At 70.7% G+C, this 18,205-nt stretch carries 13 protein-coding genes; 9 read left to right on the top strand and 4 right to left on the bottom strand.

Annotation, left to right across the window (positions count from 1 at the left end):
* Positions 1-330 precede the first annotated feature (330 nt).
* The 3 genes from VN520_RS33645 (at position 331) to VN520_RS33635 (ending at position 2,962) form a co-directional block, all read left to right on the top strand.
* The gene (locus VN520_RS33645) at positions 331-1,137 is read left to right on the top strand and encodes a DUF1684 domain-containing protein (protein ID WP_325750738.1); all 807 of its coding nucleotides are present in this window, start codon (positions 331-333) and stop codon (positions 1,135-1,137) included.
* Positions 1,138-1,395: 258 nt separating this feature from the next.
* On the top strand, positions 1,396-2,295 hold the full coding sequence (locus VN520_RS33640; protein WP_325750737.1) for a S1 family peptidase: 900 nt from the start codon (positions 1,396-1,398) through the stop codon (positions 2,293-2,295).
* Positions 2,296-2,482: 187 nt separating this feature from the next.
* The gene (locus tag VN520_RS33635) at positions 2,483-2,962 is read left to right on the top strand and encodes a hypothetical protein (protein ID WP_325750736.1); all 480 of its coding nucleotides are present in this window, start codon (positions 2,483-2,485) and stop codon (positions 2,960-2,962) included.
* A 12-nt stretch (positions 2,963-2,974) separates the two neighbouring features.
* Here VN520_RS33635 and VN520_RS33630 read toward each other — a convergent pair whose 3' ends face one another.
* On the bottom strand, positions 2,975-3,904 hold the full coding sequence (locus VN520_RS33630; RefSeq protein ID WP_325750735.1) for a DUF4231 domain-containing protein: 930 nt from the start codon (positions 3,902-3,904) through the stop codon (positions 2,975-2,977).
* Between the two features lie 212 nt (positions 3,905-4,116).
* On the opposite strand from VN520_RS33630, the gene fxsA reads away from it, so the two are divergent.
* From fxsA to fxsT, 4 genes are all read left to right on the top strand, one after another.
* On the top strand, positions 4,117-4,281 hold the full coding sequence (gene fxsA / locus VN520_RS33625) for an FxSxx-COOH cyclophane-containing RiPP peptide (RefSeq protein ID WP_325750734.1): 165 nt from the start codon (positions 4,117-4,119) through the stop codon (positions 4,279-4,281).
* Between the two features lie 110 nt (positions 4,282-4,391).
* On the top strand, positions 4,392-6,668 hold the full coding sequence (gene fxsBH / locus VN520_RS33620; RefSeq protein WP_325750733.1) for a radical SAM/SPASM protein FxsBH, inactivated beta-hydroxylase extension form: 2,277 nt from the start codon (positions 4,392-4,394) through the stop codon (positions 6,666-6,668).
* A 150-nt stretch (positions 6,669-6,818) separates the two neighbouring features.
* Positions 6,819-8,120: an FxsC protein gene (gene fsxC / locus VN520_RS33615; RefSeq protein ID WP_325750732.1), complete on the top strand. Its 1,302-nt coding sequence runs from the start codon at positions 6,819-6,821 to the stop codon at positions 8,118-8,120.
* A complete protein-coding gene (fxsT, locus tag VN520_RS33610) occupies positions 8,117-12,049 on the top strand; it encodes an FxSxx-COOH system tetratricopeptide repeat protein (RefSeq protein ID WP_325750731.1) in 3,933 nt (1,310 codons plus the stop codon). Before fsxC ends, fxsT begins: the two co-directional genes overlap by 4 nt.
* 42 nt (positions 12,050-12,091) lie before the next feature.
* Here the strand turns inward: fxsT and VN520_RS33605 are convergent, their stop codons facing one another.
* Positions 12,092-12,982, bottom strand: a complete 891-nt coding sequence (locus VN520_RS33605; RefSeq protein ID WP_325750730.1) for an alpha/beta fold hydrolase — start codon at positions 12,980-12,982, stop codon at positions 12,092-12,094.
* A gap of 437 nt (positions 12,983-13,419) precedes the next feature.
* Between VN520_RS33605 and VN520_RS33600 the strand changes: the two genes are divergently transcribed.
* Complete coding sequence (locus VN520_RS33600) at positions 13,420-14,505, top strand: S1 family peptidase (RefSeq protein ID WP_325750729.1); 1,086 nt, start codon at positions 13,420-13,422, stop codon at positions 14,503-14,505.
* 68 nt (positions 14,506-14,573) lie between these two features.
* On the opposite strand, the gene VN520_RS33595 is transcribed toward VN520_RS33600, so the two are convergent.
* A complete protein-coding gene (locus tag VN520_RS33595; protein WP_325750728.1) occupies positions 14,574-15,899 on the bottom strand; it encodes a serine hydrolase domain-containing protein in 1,326 nt (441 codons plus the stop codon).
* A 157-nt stretch (positions 15,900-16,056) separates the two neighbouring features.
* A complete protein-coding gene (locus VN520_RS33590; protein ID WP_325750727.1) occupies positions 16,057-16,554 on the bottom strand; it encodes a phospholipase in 498 nt (165 codons plus the stop codon).
* A gap of 356 nt (positions 16,555-16,910) precedes the next feature.
* Between VN520_RS33590 and VN520_RS33585 the strand changes: the two genes are divergently transcribed.
* The gene (locus VN520_RS33585) at positions 16,911-18,086 is read left to right on the top strand and encodes a macrolide family glycosyltransferase (protein WP_325750726.1); all 1,176 of its coding nucleotides are present in this window, start codon (positions 16,911-16,913) and stop codon (positions 18,084-18,086) included.
* Positions 18,087-18,205: the final 119 nt, after the last annotated feature.

Here is an 18,205-nt window from a genome sequence, read left to right as displayed (position 1 = left end):
GGGCTGCAACTGCTGTGGCAACTGCTGCAGCTGCTGCGAGGGCTGCAACTGCGGATGCGACTGCTGATCCGGCGTCAGGCGGCCACGGACGGACGCGCGCGGCGGGCTGATCGGCGTACGTCCGGACCTCGTAGGGCTCTTCCTGCCCGTGTCGGCGCACGGGTGCCCGTGCTCCTCCTGGGCGGCCTCGAAGGGGGTCCCGGGGCAGGTGCCGGCGGTCAGGACCGGGGCCCGGGGCGCGGTACCGCCCCTCCTTCGCCGTCCTGAACGCGCCGGCGGCCGCCACCGCACGCCCCGGCCCGGCGGAGCCGGTGTGGAAAGGTTGAGCGCATGAGCACGGACGCACAGCAGGACAGCGAGGAGTTCCACGCCTGGCAGCGCTGGCACGAGGGGCGCATCGTCGCCGTGGCCGCGCCGCACGGCCCGCTCTCCCTCACCGGCACCCACTGGCTCGCCGACCATCCGGAGGGTCGAATTCCGGCCGTACCCGGGCTGTGGCGCGAGGAGGGCGACGAGGTGGTGCTCACCGCCACCCCCGAGGACGGGCTGACCGTCGACACGGAGCCGTTGGCCGGCGAGGTCCGCCTCGGCGCCGACCGGGGCCCTGTCGACACCTCCCGGGTGGCGCAGGGCGAGCGCCGGCTGGTCGTGCTGAGCCGCGAAGGCCTCTGGGCGGTGAGGGACTTCGACCCGCAGTCCCCGGCCCGTCACGCCTTCCGGACCATCGACGCCACCCCGTACGACCCGAAGTGGTCGCTGGACGGCACGTTCCGGCCGTACGGCCGCGACCGCACCGTCCGTGTCGGGAACGCGGACGGGCGCGAGCGGGGACTCGGACTCTCGGGTGAGATCGCCTTCACCGTGGACGGCACCGGGCACACCCTCCGGGCGGCGGTCGAGCCCGACGGCTCGCTCTGGGCCGTCTTCGCCGACGCGACCAGCGGGAACAGCAGTTACCGTTTCCGCTTCCTGCGGCCGCCGGCGCCCGACGGGGACGGCAGGGTACGGGTCGACTTCAACCGCGCCCTGCTGCCTCCGTGCGCCTTCGCCGACCACTTCATCTGTCCTTTCCCGCCCCCGGGCAACACCCTCACGGTGGCCGTCCCGGCGGGGGAGCGGAACCGGATCGACGGCTGATCCGTCCCACCCCGGACGGCGGCACACCGGTCCCAGCAGTCACAAGGCTGCCGGGACCGGTGCAGTAGCGCGCAGTATGGCCGAAAAGGCACCCTTGTGTGGCGCATCGACGCCCCCCAATACTCCCGAGCAGCGTCCGTCAGAGCGTGGTGTGTCCGTATTCGAACACTTTTCGGAACACGTCCGCGCCCTGACCGCGCCTCACGGGTCCGGCCACCCCACAGGCGGACCCCCGGTTCCCCTCGGGAGGAATGACAAGTGAGGATCAAGCACACCACCCCCCGTGGCGGCAGAGCCGGACGCGGCCGGATCGCCGCTGTCTCCGCAGGCCTCGTCGCCCTCGTCGCACTCGCCGTCCCCGCAGCCAACGCCGACCAGACCGAAACGTACAGTTCCGACCAGCTCAGGGCGGCGGGACAGGCCGTGCTCGAAGCCGACGTCGCCGGCACCGCCTGGAACGTCGACACGGCCTCCGGACGGCTGCTCGTCACGGTGGACAGCACCGTCTCGCGGGCGGAGGTCGACAGGATCAAGGATTCCGCCGGAGCCGACGCGGGCGCCCTGCGCATCCAGCGCACCCCCGGACAACTCCGCCCGCTGATCTCGGGGGGTGACCCCATCTACGCCTCGAACTGGCGCTGTTCCCTCGGCTTCAACGTCCGCAGTGGCAGCACCTACTACTTCCTGACGGCCGGCCACTGCACCGAGGGCGCCGACACCTGGTGGGCCGACCCGGCCCACACCACGGTCCTGGGCACCACCGAGGGATCCAGCTTCCCCGTCAACGACTACGGCATCGTCCGCTACACCAACGACGCGGTGCCCAAGCCCGGCACCGTCGGCAACCAGGACATCACCAGCGCGGCCGACGCCACGATCGGCATGCCCGTCACCCGGCGGGGCTCCACCACCGGAATCCGCAGCGGCATCGTCACCGGCCTCAACGCAACCGTCAACTACGGCAACGGCGACATCGTCCACGGCATGATCCGCACCAACGTGTGCGCCGAACCCGGCGACTCGGGCGGCCCCCTCCACTCGGGCACCCGGGCGATCGGTCTCACCTCGGGCGGCAGCGGCAACTGCACCATCGGCGGGACGACCTTCTTCCAGCCGGTCACCGAAGCGCTGAGCGCGTACGGCGTCAGCGTGTACTGACCCGTCCGGGCACCGCCGCACTCCTGTGAGCCCCCGCCGATTCCCGGCGGGGGCTCCCGTTCGGACCGCGGCTCTTGAGAGGATGTCAGGACGGCCCGTCGCGCAGGCATCGCGGGGGCGGGCACTGTGCCCGTCCGGAGGGGCGCCCTCCGGGATCCCCCGGCAGACACCAGGGGGTTCCAGGTCCGTGAAACGCATCGGAGTGACCGGTCACCGCTCCATCCCCCAGGAGGTCCACGGGCATGTGCTGGAAGGGCTGAGGGCGGCGCTGTGCGGACACGAGGGTTCCCTGGAGGCGCTCTCCAGCCTGGCGGTCGGCGCCGACCAGCTCTTCGCCGACCTCGCCCTGGCCCACGGCGCGGAGCTGACCGCGGTCATCCCCAGCGGGGACTACGAGGCAGGCTTCGCCGACGAGGCCGAACTCCGGCGCTACCGGGCGCTCAAGGCCCGGGCCACCCGTGAGGTCCGGCTGGACTTCCCGCACTCCACCGACGAGGCCTACTACGCGGCGGGTGCCTACATCGCCGATCACTGCGACCGGCTGCTCGCGGTCTGGGACGGCCGGCCCGCACGAGGTCTCGGAGGCACCGGTGACATCGTGACGTACGCCCGCGGCCTGGGGCGGCCGGTCACCGTCATCTGGCGCGAGGGAGTGGAGCGGGGCTGAGCCCGCACGCACTCACATCCGGTGCCTGACCAGCCAGTCCGTGTGCTCGGGGGAGACGATCCGCTCGGTCTCGAACACGGCGGCCGCCCACTGCCGTTCGGTGAGGGTGGTCTCCATCGCGGCCTGCATGTTCTCCAGGTCCTCCTCGACGAGGGAGTGCGCGGTCACCAGAGGGTGATGGCGGCGCATCTCGTTCCAGGCGAGACAGGCGGCAGCGGCGGCGGAGAACGTCCCCGTCAGTGCGAACGACCCGGCGCCGCCGAAGGTCTGCAGCACCGAGAGGACCAGGGCCGGAAGCGTCAGTGCGGCGACGGTGCTCGACCAGACGAGCGCCCCGCGCCGCGACACCGCCAGGCGCCTGCGGTACCAGCGCCGCTGCTCGATCAGCCTGTCCCGGATGTACGTCTCCTTGCGTACGGTGAATGCCCTGTCCCGCAGCTCCCGCATGGACGCGGTGATGAGACCGCCGCCCGAGTCCGCCATCTTCTCCCTCGGGTCGTCCCAGCCGACCTTCCGCAGCTCCTGGAGCCCTTCCTCGAGCCGGCTGGCGAACACCGCCTCGGGGTGCTGGAGCGTGGAGTCGAAGGGGGACCCGTGGACCGCGTAACGCCAGCAGTTGGACTTGATGAACTCCGCGGCCGAGCGGTTGAGTTGCCAATGCGACTTCGCTTTGCGCCGGGAGCCGAGGTAGGTCGTGATCAGGACACCGAGGTAGGCCAAAGCGGCGACGGCGTAAGGGAGTTGTATGTCACCCGCGATCTCGGCGCGCCAGGGCAAGGCGGCCGGTACGGTACCCAGGACGAGCAGGACCAGCTGCCCGCGGGTGGTGTTGACCGCCTCACGGCGGCGTGCGACGGCCACGGCGTCGGTGTGGTGGAAGAGTGCGGGCAGATCAGCGCTCCTGAAGACCATGCTCTGCAGTGGTCCGGGAATCGCCGTCATGATCACTCCTGTATTCGATGTGATGGTCGTACCGGATCTCGAACGAATGGGTTCGCGTCCATTTGGAGCAGTTCGGTAAATCGCTCGGGTTACGGTAGTACGAGTTGAGTTGCACACCGGGGCCAGCAGAGTAAAGTCGTGCCGCCGGACACTGCAATGGTGCAGGTGCCGGTGTTGTTTCCGTGTCCGGAACGAGCCCATCGAGGACCGCCGTGAAGACCTACGAATCCACCCCGAACTTCGCTGTAGCGAAGCGTCGTGTGCCGCTCGCGAAGATCGAGGCGACCGGCAGTGCAGCAGTCAGGAAGATGGGCCGGGTGCTCGCGACGGCGGGCGGCCGCCCGACACAGATCTCCACATTCAACTCCTCGCTGTAGGAACAGCAGGACAGCCGGCGCCGTAAAGCTGTAAATATTCCACCCGTTCGTCCGTTCGGCTACTGGGCCCATCGGCCGGATTCATGGTGCAGCTGGACTAGAGTGGTGGAATGACAGGCCCCGCGGTCCCGTTCCGCGAAATCGTTCTGAAGGTTCACAGCAGGTGTGACCTCGCCTGCGATCATTGTTATGTCTATGAACACGCGGATCAGAGCTGGAGAACCCGGCCCAGGATGATTTCTGATCTCGTCATCGCCAAGACGGCTCAGCGCCTGGCTGAACACGCAAAGACACACGCACTGCCCTCCGTGTCAGTGATCCTGCACGGAGGGGAGCCGCTGCTGGCGGGCCCCGCCCGTCTGCGGCGCATCTGCGAGGAGTTCGGTTCCGCCCTCTCGGGTGTCGCCGGCCTCGACCTGAGGATCCACACCAACGGCCTTCAGCTCAGTCCCCGGTATCTGGACCTCTTCGACGAGTTCGACGTCAAGGTGGGCATCTCCCTGGACGGCGACCGTGCGGCCAACGACCGGCACCGGCGCTTCGCCGACGGACGCAGCAGCCACCCCCTCGTGCTGAAGGCGATCGAGCTTCTGAGGCAGGACCGCTACCGCCATCTCGATCTCGGGCTCCTGTGCACCATCGACATCGAGAACGACCCGCACGCGGTACTGGACGCCCTGATCGCGCTCGACCCCCCGCTCATCGACTTCCTCCTCCCGCACGCCACGTGGGACGAGCCCCCGCCCCGTCCCGACGGGTCGCCCACGGCCTACGCCGGGTGGCTCCTGGCGGTCTTCGACCGCTGGCAGGAGGAGGGCGGCCCGGTCCCGGTGCGCCTGTTCTCCTCGGTGCTCTCCACGCTGGGCGGCGGTCCGAGCCTCACCGAGTCCCTCGGACTCGCCCCCACGGATCTGGTGGTCGTCGAGACGGACGGCCGGCTGGAGCAGGTCGACTCCCTCAAGAGCGCCTACGAGGGAGCGGCCGCCACCGGATTCGACGTGTTCTCGCACTCCTTCGACGACGTCGCCGCCCATCCCGGGATCCGGGCGCGGCAGCTGGGCCTGGCAGGGGTCAGCGAGACGTGCCGCCGGTGCCCCGTCGTACGGTCCTGCGGCGGCGGGCTCTACACGCACCGGTACCGCACGGCGAACGGCTTCGACAATCCGTCCGTCTACTGCGCCGACCTGGAGGCGCTGGTGCGGGGGATCCAGGCGCGCACGGGCGCTGCCACCGTGTCCCCGGCCCTGACCGACCGGCACGAACTGGCCGCCGGGCAGCACGACCTGACCCGTACGCTCCTGGCCGGCCTCCACGACGCACTGGACGGCCGCGGCGGCGCCCGGTGGGACGAGGCGTGGGGACTGGCGGGGGTGCTGGAGTCCTCCGACGAGGGCGCCGCCGGGCTCGACCGCGTCCTGGCGCACCCCTACACGCGTACCTGGCTGCTGGAGGTCCTGGAAGGGCTGCACGCCGAACGGCCCGAAGCCGTCGGTCAGGCACTGCGGCTGCCGTCCTACGTGGCGGCTGCCGCGGTGCGGTCCGGCCTCGGCCTGGAGGTGCCGGCGGACTACCGGGACGGCAGGCTCTTCCTCCCCACGCTCGGCGAGCTGCGCCTCGCGGGCCCCGGGGAGACGGGCCGGGTCCGGGTGCGAGCCGTCGACGAGGGGCTCTCGGTCCGGCGGGAGGACGGTGGTGAACGGATCGTCCCGAGGGGTGCGGAGAGCTCCGGCTGGCTCCCGGTGCGGTACTTCGCCGCGGGGGGCTCCCCCCGGTTCGCCCTCGACGACCTGGACCCCTGCCGTGACTGCTTCGAGGCTCCGGCGGCGCCCCGCCTGGACCGGAAGGACGCGGAGGCCTGGGCCGAGGCGGTCGGCGGGGCGTGGGAGCTGCTGGAGAAGGCCGCACCCCGGCAGGCGGCGGACGCCGCGGACGGCCTCACCACGCTGACCCCGCTCGTCGCCGGCCGGAACGTGAGGCGGCCGCACGGTCACGGGGCCGTCGGACTCGTGAGGACGGGGGACACCCGGAAGCTCGCCCTCGCGCTGCTGCGCGCTCTGCGTCGGGCCAGGCTGCGGGCTCTGCTCGACATCACGGACCTCTACGCGCTGGACGGGGCCTGGGAATACCCGCTGCCCTGGGAGCGGAATACACGAGTCCCATTCTCCGGTCTCCTGGCCGGCACGTACGAACGTGTGGGACTTTCCTTCCTCGTTCCCGGATTCATGGACGGTGTGTCCGAGGCACTCGACATGATGGACGGGGCGGCCGAACCGACCGCAGGAGGAATGCGACTGCTGAAGTCGCTCCGGGACGAGGTGGGAGGTGCACATGGGACAAGTGGGATGAACATCCTCGTGAATGCCGAGGTTCACGAACCTGTTCGATGAATCCTGGGTATGGATGACTGAAAAGCGGCGTTGAATGACCGAACGCCATGGGGGTGGAGCACAGTCCGCTCCGGAATGATGAATTCGCTCGCACCCTCTCCGAAGATCCGGGATGCGGGTGCTCACACAGGACGGGGGTCGTGTGCACGCATGACGCAACAGCGAGCGGACCATCGGCCGTACTTTTTTCTGAGCTATGCGCATACACCGGGGTACGGCGGTGGATCGGACCCCGACATGTGGGTCGAACGGCTTTTCCAAGATCTCTGTGGTCATGTGATGGCCATGACCAATCTTCCCGCGGGATCGCCGGCCGGTTTCATGGACCGGGAGATACGGTCCGGCGAGGGCTGGTCCGAGCGACTGGGCAATGTCCTGGCCAACTGCCGGGTCTTCGTGCCGTTGTTCTCGCCGCGCTACTTCGCCAGCGAGATGTGCGGCAAGGAGTGGTACGCCTTCGAACAGCGCGCCATCCACCACAGGGCACGGTCGAACCAGCCGGCCGAGGCGATCGTGCCCGCGCTCTGGGTGCCGGTCCCGCCGGCCCAGCTCCCGGGCCCCGCCGAGCGCTTGCAGTTCAACCACCGCGATTTCGGGGACCGTTACGTCAGTGACGGACTCTACGGGCTGATCAAACTCACCCTGTTCGCCCAGGACTACGAACAGGCCGTCTACCACCTGGCCAAACGCATCGTCCACGTCGCCGACACGGTGCAGATCGGTTCGGGCAGACCCCTGGACTTCCGTCTCGTCCCCAGCGCGTTCGGCGCACCGGGCAGCGGAGCGGGCGCCCCGAGGCCCATGCGGATCTCGATCGCCGCCCCCACCCGCCACGACCTGCCGGAAGGCCGGAACCCGGAGTACTACGGCGACAATCCGCAGGAGTGGAACCCCTACCACCCGGCCGCTGCCAGACCGCTGGCCTACGTCGCCGAAGAGCTCGTGCGCTCCCTCAACTACCAGGCCGTCGTCACGTCGTTCGACGAGGACCCCGGGCACCAGGAGGGCAAGCACCCGCCCAGCACCCCCGAGATCCTGCTCGTCGACCGCTGGGCCCTGCAGGACGAGGACCTCCGACGACGGCTCGCCGCCTTCGACCGGGAGAACCGGCCCTGGGTGACCATGGTCGTCCCCTGGTGCCGGGAGGACCACCAGAGCAGGGCGGCCGAAGCCGAACTGACCGAGAAACTCGAACAGACGATGCCGGTCAAGATGCAGCAGGGGCGGGCCTTCTGCCGTGTCGCGGCCAAGGGGGTGCCCAGTATGGAGGCGTTCGGCCAGATCCTTCCCCAAGTGGTCGAGGTGGCCGCCCAGCAGTACCTCAGACACGCCACGGTCTACCCACCGGCCGGCGGACGGCACAGTGAACGGACGCGACTCATGGGGCCCATGGGCAACACCCGGTTCATACCCGACATGCACGACCCTGCGACGGATGCGGAGGACGTATGACAGCCGGCCGTGACGGGCGCGTCGTCACTTTCTACTCGTACAAGGGCGGTACGGGGCGCACCATGGCCCTGGCCAACACCGCCTGGATCCTCGCCGCCAACGGCAGACGGGTGCTGGCCGTCGACTGGGACCTGGAAGCCCCGGGACTCCACCGGTTCTTCCACCCCTTCCTCGACCCCTCGACGCTCGGCGCCACCACGGGTGTGATCGACCTGATCACGGAGTACGCCTGGGCCGCGACCGACCCCGCGCAGCGGGCCGACGACTGGCACCGCGACTACGCCCGCATCCAGCCGCACGCGGTCTCGCTCACCCCCGAGGCGCTCGGCTGGGAGTTCCCGCGGGGCGGCACCCTCGACTTCGTCTCCGCCGGGCGGCAGAACCGCGAGTACTCCGCGACCGTCTCCACCTTCGACTGGGACAACTTCTACGACCGGCTGGGCGGCGGCCACTTCTTCGACGCCCTGCGGGACGACATGAAGGCCAACTACGACTACGTCCTCATCGACAGCCGTACCGGCCTCAGCGACATCGCCGACATCTGCACCGTCCACCTCCCGGACGTGCTCGTCGACTGCTTTACCCTCAGCGACCAGTCCATCGACGGCGCCGCCTCGGTCGCCCGGCAGATCTCCGAGCGCTACACCGGCCGGCCCATCTCCATCTTCCCCGTCCCGATGCGGATCGACGAGGGCGAGAAGGAGAAGGCCGACGCCGGCCGGGCACTGGCCCGGCTGAAGTTCGACCGGCTCCCCCGAGACCTCTCGGGTGAGGAACTCACCGCCTACTGGGGCGCGGTGGAGATCCCCTACCGCCCCTACTACGCGTACGAGGAGACCCTCGCCACCTTCGGCGACGAGGCCGGGCTCAGCAACTCGCTCCTGTCCGCCTTCGAACGCCTCACGGCGGTCGTCACCCAGCAGGAGATCACCTCGATGCCCCCGGTGGGCGAGGAGGTGCGGCTGCGCATCCGTGACGCCTTCACCCGGCGCAGGCCCACGCTGCCCGCCGATCTCTTCCTCAGCTATGTGGCGGAGAACCGCATGTGGGCCGACTGGGTCGAATCGGTCCTCACCCGGGCGGGGTTCCGGGTGGTCCCGCGCGACGTCTCCGCGGACCCCGGCCCCGCGGACGCCGCGCACGTGGCCGAGACCGCGGCCCGTACGGTCGTCCTGCTCTCCAGCGCCTATCTCAAGTCGCAGCGGGCCGTGGACCTGTGGAACAGGACGGTCAACGAGGATCCCGGCGGGGGGCGGCGCCAGCTGCTGCCGCTCAGGGTCAGCGACGTCCGGCTCTCCGCGCCGTACATCGACCGCAATCCGGTCGACCTGTTCCGGCTGGACGAGGTGCACGCCACCACGGCCCTGATGCGCGCCCTGGACCGGCCGGTGCAGCTCGGCGACGGGATGTCGCCCGGCCCCCGGTTCCCCGGCACCGTGCCCCGGATCTGGAACGCGCCTCCCCGCAACCCCGGCTTCACCGGCCGCTCCCTGGTCCTGGAGCGGATGCGTGACCAGCTGGGCGGCGGCATGGCCGTCGTGCTGCCGCAGCCGCAGGCCCTGTACGGCCTCGGCGGCGTCGGCAAGACCCAGGTGGCCCTGGAGTACGTACACCGCTTCATGGCCGACTACGACCTGGTGTGGTGGATATCCTCCGAGCAGATCGACGACGTGGTGGCCAGCCTCGCCGAACTCGCGGTGCGGCTGGGTGCCCAGGGCGGCGACGACATGGCGGCCGCCTCGCAGGAGGCCGTGGACCTGCTGCGGCGGGGCGTGCCCTCGGAACGCTGGCTGCTGGTCTTCGACAACGCCGACGACCCCGAACGCCTCAGCCGCTATTTCCCGCAGGGCGGCTCGGGCCACATCCTCGTCACGTCCAGGAACCAGGCATGGTCCCAGCACGGTGACGCGCTGCCCGTCGACGTGTTCCTCCGGGAGGAGTCGATCGAGCACCTCAAGCGCCGTGCGCCGGGGCTGAGCGACGAGGACGCCGCGCAGGTGGCCACCGCCGTCGGGGATCTGCCGCTCGCGGTCGAACAGGCCGCGGCGTGGATCGCGGAGACGGCCACTCCCATCGGCACCTATCTGGAGCAGCTGGCCCGGCAGGCGCCGGAGGTCCTGGCCCTGAACCAGCCGGCCGGGTACCCGCAGCCGGTCGCGGCCACCTGGAACATCTCCATCGAGCGCCTCAAGGAGCGGTCGCCCGCCGCGGTGCGGCTGCTCCAGCTCTGCGCGTTCTTCGCGCCCGAACCGATCTCCGCCAACCTCCTCTACAGCAAGGAGATGATCGAGGCACTGAAGCCGTACGACGCCTCGCTCCAGGAGAAGCTGGTACTGGGCCGGGTCATCCGGGAGATCGGCCGCTTCGCCCTCGCCAAGGTCGACCAGGTGTCGAACTCCATCCAGGTGCACCGCCTCGTACAGGCGGTGATCAGGGCCCAGCTCGACGAGGAGGAGCAGCGCGAGGCCAGGCACGTCGTGCACCGCATCCTGGCAGGCGCCCGGCCCGACGACGACGAGCCGATCGACAACCCGGAGACCTGGCCGCGCTTCGCCACGATCTGGCCGCACCTCGGCCCTTCGGACGCGCGCAACTGCAGGGAGCCGGAGACCCGCAGGCTGCTGATCGACCGGGTGCGCTACCTGTGGAAGCGGGGGGACGTCCGGACGGCGGGCCGGCTCGGGGACGAGCTGCGGGACACCTGGCGGGAGATGCTGGGCAACCAGGACCTGCAGTACCTCTACCTCTGTTTCCACCTCTCCAACATCCTGCGCACCAGGGGGCGGTACGTGGAGGCCAAGGAACTCGACGAGGTGACCCTCGGCAGGCAGCGGGCGGTGCTGGGGCCGGAGCATCCGCACACGTACATGACCACCAGCAGCCTGGCGATCGACCTGGGGCTGCTCGGTGACTACGGCAAGGCCATCGAGCTGGCGACCGCGGCGCACGAGGGGTTCAGCCAGATCTTCCACGACCGGCACCCCCGCACGCTGGCCGCGGCCAACAACCTGGCGCTGAACCTGCGGAGCGTCGGGCAGTACGCACGCGCCAGGGAGATCGACCAGGACGTCTACGACCTGCGCTCCGAGGTCCTGGGCCCGGAGCACCCGTACAGCCTGTCCTCCGCCATGTCGCTGGCACGCGACCTGCGTGAGGTGGGACGGTACGAGGACTCGGTGGGGCTGCTCAGCCGGACGTACGACACCTACAAGGCGACGCTCGGGCGGACCTACCCCACCACGCTCAGCGCCGCCAAGAGCCTGGCGGTCTCGCTGCGCAGGGCGGGGCAGCTGGAGGACGCGCGCCGGCTGACGGTGGCCACCCGGGCCAGGTACCGGGCCAAGTACACCTCGGCCAACCCCGACTCGCTCGCCTGCGACCTCAACATGGCGGCCGACCTGTTCGCGGCGGGAGAGGCCGCCGAGGCCAGGGACACCGCTCAGGAGGTGGTGGACCAGTACATGAAGGTGCCGGGGGAGCAGCATCCGTACACCCTGGCCGCGCAGAACAACCTCGGCGTCTACCTCTCGGGGGCGGGAGCACCCCAGGAGGCGGAGAAGCTGCTGACACGGGTGGTCGCCTCCATGCGTGAGGTGTTCGGCCGCGAGCACCCGAACACGCTGTTCTCCGTGATGAACCTGGCCAACGCCACGGCCGACCGGGGTGAGCTCGACATCGTCCTGGAGACGGAGCGCACGGTGGCCGGTCAGCTCAGGGAGGTTCTCGGGGTGCACCACCCGGAGACCCTCGCCATGACGTCGAACCTCGCGGTCACGCTCGACGCGATGGGACGCAAGGACGAGGCGCTGAGAGTCCGGGCAGAGGTCTGCGACGAGCTGGCACGGCAGCTCGGCGACGATCACCCGCTGACCCGGGTAGCGCGGGACGAGCGGAGGTTCAGGCGCGAGCTGGAGCCGATGTCGGTGTGAGCCGGAGGGCTCCGGGCTCCCGGAGCCCGGAGCCCTCCGTGATCAGCAGACCGCGGTTTCGGCCTCCCGCTCGTCGAGCAGCCAGTTGAGCACGTCGGGAAGCACGGACAGCGCGTCGAAGTGGGCGGCCGCCGGTTCCAGCACGGCGGTGGCGCCCGGGATCTGCCCGGCCAGCCAGCGCGAGTGCCCCACGGGGGAGAACACGTCCTTCACGCCGTGCCACAGCATCACGGGACACGAGATGCGGGCGGGGTCGAACCCCCACGGCTGGGAGAAGGCGAGGGCGTCGTCGATCCAGCCGTACGCCGATGTGCGCAGCCCCTCACGGTAGTTGGCGAGCAGCATGGCGCGGATGCCGGCGTCGTTGACCACGGTGCGGTCGGAGTCGGTCAGTTCCCGGCGCAGGTCGTCCAGGAGCCGGACCGGGTTGCGCCGGATCTCCGCCGAGCGGCTGATGAAGGATTCCGCCAGCCCGTCCGGGTCCGCCGCCGCCGTGGTGTACGCGAGCACGTTCGAAGCGGCCATCCCCTCGAACCAGTCGAGGCCCTCGGCGTCCCGGGGGGCCAGGCTGACCAGGGCGGCGGTGCGGGTGACCCGGTCCGGCATCAGCGCGGCGCAGGCCAGAGCGTGCGGAGCGCCGCCCGAGCGGCCGACCACGGCGAAACGCTCCAGGCCGAGCGAATCGGCGATCGCGCCCACGTCCTCGGCGACATCCCTCACCCTGCGCCCCGGCAGCCGGTCGGAGCCGCCGTACCCGGGCCGGTCATAGGTGATCAGCTGCATCTTCCGCTGGTAGAGGACCATCCCGCGCGGAGCGGGCCCCAGCCGGCTGCCCGGCATCCCGTGCAGGAGGAACACCGGTCTGCCTCGGGGGTCCCCCTGACGCTCGACCATCAGATGCCGTCCGTCCGACACGCGCACCCGACTCCGCACGCCGCCCCCTCCGCTCGGTCACCCCGCTCGGCCCGGACACCAAGTGCCCGGCGTGTACCGCCTGTTCGATGATGACCTATCGGAGGCGATACCGGCACTCCTTGCCGGAACGAGCCGGTGGTGTCCGGGACGTTCGGAAGCACTCGGTGGTGTTCGGCTTCAGGAGTGCCCTCCACGGCATCCGGACTCCAGGGGCCGTTACAGGACAGGCCCGGTCCTCACCCGCGGCCCATGCCCCGTTGCACCGGGCGTTCGCACACGGGACCGACATGGCGCAAGGCCCGGCGTGTGAACGGTTGGCGGCCGAAGCGTCGTTGTCGTGTGCGCGTCCGGAAGTCGACCTTGTGTGCCCTCGGCCGCGTCGGAATAGTGAGCGCCCCATCCTCCGTGTTCCGGACACCCCACTTGTCCGTGCGCGGCCCCACAGGAGGTCGAAGTTGAAGCACCGACGCATATCCAGGAAGCGTGTGGCCCTGGCCGGATCGGCCGTCCTCGGCCTGGTCGCGGCAGGCGTGACGTTCCAGACTGCGAACGCCAGTGACGGCGTACCCCGGTTCACCGTGAAAACCCTCGACGCCCGCTCGGCCGGAAATCTCGCGGCCACCCTGGACAAGGCCCTGGGCGGTGACACGGCGGGCGCGTACTACGACGCCGAGGCCCGGAACCTCGTCGTCAACGTCATCGACGAGGCGGCGGCCGAGCAGGTCCGTCAGGCGGGCGGCAAGGCCAGACTCGTACAGCACACGCTCGCCGAGCTGACGGACACCCGGCAGACCCTCGCCGACAGGGCGGCCGTTCCCGGCACCTCCTGGGCGGTCGACCCGGTCAGCAACAAGGTGGTCGTCACCGCCGACCGCACGGTCGAGGGCGCGGCCTGGGACAAGCTCAGCAAGGTGGTCGACGGCCTCGGGTCCAGGGCCGTACTGAAGAAGTCCGCCGGCGAGTTCAAGCCCCTCATCGCGGGTGGGGACGCCATCTGGGGCGGCACGGGACGCTGCTCGCTCGGCTTCAACGTGGTCAAGGACGGCGAACCGTACTTCCTGACGGCCGGCCACTGCACCGAGGGGATCACCAGCTGGTCCGACTCGCAGGGCGGCGCGGAGATCGGCGCCAACGAGGGCTCCAGCTTCCCGGGCGACGACTACGGCCTGGTCAAGTACACGTCCGGCGTGGAGCACCCCAGCGAGGTCGACCTCCACAACGGTTCCACCCAGGCGATCACCAGGGCGGGCGACGCGACGGTCGGCATGCCGGTGACCCGCAGCGGCTCCACCACCCAGGTCCACGACGGCGAGGTCACCGCCCTGGACGCCACGGTCAACTACGGCAACGGCGACGTCGTCAACGGCCTCATCCGGACCACGGTCTGCGCCGAGCCGGGTGACAGCGGCGGCTCGCTCTTCTCGGGCGACACCGCGATCGGCCTGACCTCGGGCGGCAGCGGCGACTGCTCCTCGGGCGGCGAGACGTTCTTCCAGCCGGTGCCCGAGGCGCTGGCGGCGTACGGCGCCGAGATCGGCTGACCTCAGGCCCCCCGGGGCCCCGGCAGAACAGCGGGCCCGCCCCCTCGCACGAGGGGGCGGGAGCGCCGTCACCGCAGCTGTTCGGGGGCGAGCAGACGCTGAGGAACCGGCGACGCGCCGGTGACCCGCTCGGCGGGGGCGCCGCTCAGTGCTCCGTCCATGTAACCGAACAGCGCGTTGCCGATCGGGTCCGGCAACGGCGTGCCGTCCTCGCCGAACCGCTCGTACTTCATCAGGTTGTAGCCGATCGCGGCCTGGCGGCGCCCGTCCTCCGTGGACAGCGCCCAGGTCCCCGCCCCGAACACACCGCCGTCGTGACCCCAGTACCAGCCGCCGCTGGGCATCTTGAGGGTGTACAGGCCGAGGCCGTACCGCATCACCGGCTCCTGCCCCGGAGCCGGCTCGTACGCGGGAACGGTCGTCTTCATCTCCCGCAGCTCCGCCGCGCCGAGCAGCTTCCCGCCCAGGAGCCGGCGGTAGAAGTCGTTGAGGTCGTTCATCGTGGAGACCATCGCACCGGCCGTCCCGGCCCAGGACATGTCGTAGACGCTGTAGTCACGCGGCGGGTCGATCGTGCCGTAGAAGGACTCGTACATCTTGGCGTGCGGTCCTGATATGCGGGCGGAGCGCGGGAAGTAGGTATGCCGCAGTCCCGCCTTGCGGATGACGTTCTCGGTGATGTACGACTCCGGGTCCTGGCCCGTGACCTTCTCCAGCAGCAGCCCGGCGATGATGTAGTTGGTGTTCGCGTACGAGTGCGTGCCGCGCGGCGCCGGCGGCTCGGCCGCCAGGCCGAGGCGGGCCAGCTCCTCGGGGTCCAGCGTGCGGAACCGGCCTTCGTCCAGGCTCCGTCCCGGGTCCGTCACCAGCCCGGGGAAGGCGGGCAGTATGTAGTCCGCGATGCCGCTCGTGTGGTTGAGCAGCATCCGCACCGTCACCTCCCGGCCCCGCTCACCCGGCACCAGCTCCGGAAGGTGGTCACCGATCGGGGCGTCCAGGTCGATCCGGCCCCCGGCCACCTGCTGGAGGACGGCCACCGAGGTGAAGGTCTTGGTGATGCTGCCGATCCGGTGCTCGTAGTCCGGGCGCATCGGCCGTCCGGTGCCGGTGTCGGCGACGCCTGTGGCTCCGCGCCACTGTTCGGAGCCGTCCCTGACCGATGAACAGGCCCCGTACATCCCCGCCCGGTGGAACGCGTCGAGGGAGCCGCGCAGCGCCTTCCGGTCGAGGTGGGACGTGGTGGGAGCGACGGACGCGGTGGCGGAGGCCGGCAACGGGGCAGCGGCCCCGGCGGGAAGCGCACCGGCCGTGAGCGACAGCAGGGCCGCCGATGCCACGGCGGCCAGGCGCGCTCTCCGGTGGCCGAAGTGAGGGCTCGGGTGGGCGTTTCGCATGGGCGGTCCCCGTTTCTTCAGCTGTGCGTGCTGGACACCTCCATCCTCTGCACACCGCACCGGGCATCCGTACGACTTCCGAACGACTTTGCGCACAGGAAGAGATGACGTTCATCAGGTTCAGGCCTGCCCGGTGCCGGACCCCGCGTGCGAGCGGTCAGGCGGACTGCGGCAGTCGGCCGGCGGCCGCCCCGGCCGGGGCCACACCGAAGATGTCCACGGCGTGGTAGTACGTCCACGCCGTGCTGTTGCACGAGGTCAGTTTGGCGCCGGAGTAGGCGGCGCACACCCGTTTGAGGTCCGAGTAGAACGCGGAGTCGATGCGGGACTTGTTCGCGGGGAACGTGCCGGCGGCCTTGTAGTTCCGGTAGCCGAAGTCATGGCGGGCGCAGGCCGTCTGGAAGGGGAAGCCGAACGGGTTGTCGGGAGAGGTGCTGCAGTAGTCCGTCGTCCAGTTGAAGCCGTACGCGGCCCAGGCGCCCTGGTTGTTGCGGGCGGCGTTCCACGCGTTGTAGCTGGAGGCGCTGGTCTGGGTCCAGGAGCTGAGGACCTGCGGTTTGTCCGACGGGGCGGCCGAAGCGGAAACGGCAGGGACGAGGGCGAGCGGGAGCGCCACGGCGACTGCGGCGAACGGGACGGTGAATCGGCGACGCATGAGCGACCTCCGGGGTGGGGAAGGGGGATGAGCGGGCCGTTCTCCTCGCGGATCCCGCGGGGCCGCTCCAGCATGGCGTCATGCACCTGCCATGCCTAGTGACTTCGTCGACCGGTTGCCAGGAGTTCGTCCGCGCCTCAGGAGGACGGCAGCCCCCGGCATCCCCATGCGTACGCGCCGGGGCGTCCCTTAGGATGCGGGCATGCACCTCCACCAGATCTACGGCTGACACGGACGGGGCGGTGCCCCGTTCCCGTACCGGGCACCCGTGCGCGCCCCCGGCAGACTCTGCCCGGGCGGCGGCGTACGGGCCCGGCGTGTCCTCTTCGCCGTAGACCTGAAACGAGTGATTCCGCATGTCCCGTCGCCGTACCCACATCGCGATGATCGGCGTCCCCGCCGTCAGCCACGTCCTGCCGAGCCTTGAGATCCTGCGTGAGCTGGTGGCCCGCGGCCACCGGGTGACGTACGCCAACGATCCCGCCGTGGCCGGCCTGATCACGGCCACCGGCGCCGAATTCGTCCCGTGCGGCTCCGTCCTGCCGGTCGCCGGCAACGACTGGCCGGACGACCCGATCGCCGCGATGGACCTCTTCCTCGACGACGCCGTCCAGTCCCTGCCGCAGCTGCGCGCCGTGTACGACCGGGACCCGGCGGATCTGTATCTGTACGACATCGGCGCCTACGCCGCGCGTGCCCTCGCCGAGTCGCAGGGCCGGCCCGTCCTGCAGCTCTCCCCGACCTTCGTGGCCTGGGACGGTTACGACGAGGACATGGCGGCGGCACTGCGGGCGCTGCCCGGCGCCGACGCGTACCGGGCGAAGTTCGCGCGGTGGCTCGCCGGGTCGGGGGCGTCCACCACGGACGTGGACACCTTCTCCGGCCGGCCCGCGAGGGCGCTGGCGATGATCCCCAGGGCCATGCAGCCGCATGCGGACCAGGTCGACCCCGGCGTGGTGACGTTCGTCGGCCCCTGCTTCGGCTCGCGGGCGGACCGGGACGCCTGGACCCGGCCCGCCGGCGCCGGGAACGTGCTGCTGATCTCCCTGGGCTCGGCGTACACGAAGCAGCCGGAGTTCTACCGCCGGTGCCTGGAGGCCTACGGCGACCTGCCGGGCTGGCACGTCGTGCTCCAGATCGGGAAGCACACGGACCCCGGCGAACTCGGCGGCATCCCGGGCAATGTCGAGGTGCACCCCTGGGTGCCCCAGTTGGCGGTCCTGGAGCAGGCCGACGCGTTCGTCACCCATGCGGGGATGGGCGGCAGCAGCGAAGGGCTGTACACCGGGGTCCCCATGATCGCCGTCCCGCAGGGCGCCGAGCAGTTCATGAACGCGGACCGGCTCGTCGGCCTGGGCGTGGCCCGCCGCATCGATACGGCGGACGCCACCGCCGAGGCCCTGCGCACCGCGCTCACCGGACTCGTCGCCGATCCCGGCGTCGCCCGGCGCTCGGCGCGGCTCCGCGCCGAGACCCGGGCCGAGGGCGGTACGGAACGGGCGGCCGGCCTCATCGAGGAGATGCTGCGCTGACCCGGGCCGCGCGCCAGGGGGCGGGGAGGGCGATGCGCGCTCCACGCCCCTGTGGCGGGACCTGCCTCAGCCGGGGCCCGGACTCCCGCCGGGGCCCGGACTCCCGCCGGGGCCCGGAC

Source organism: Streptomyces sp., assembly GCF_035563135.1.
Taxonomy (GTDB): Bacteria; Actinomycetota; Actinomycetes; order Streptomycetales; family Streptomycetaceae; genus Streptomyces.
The sequence above is the reverse complement of the archived record's forward strand: the minus strand, read 5'-3'. Positions and strand labels throughout refer to the sequence as shown.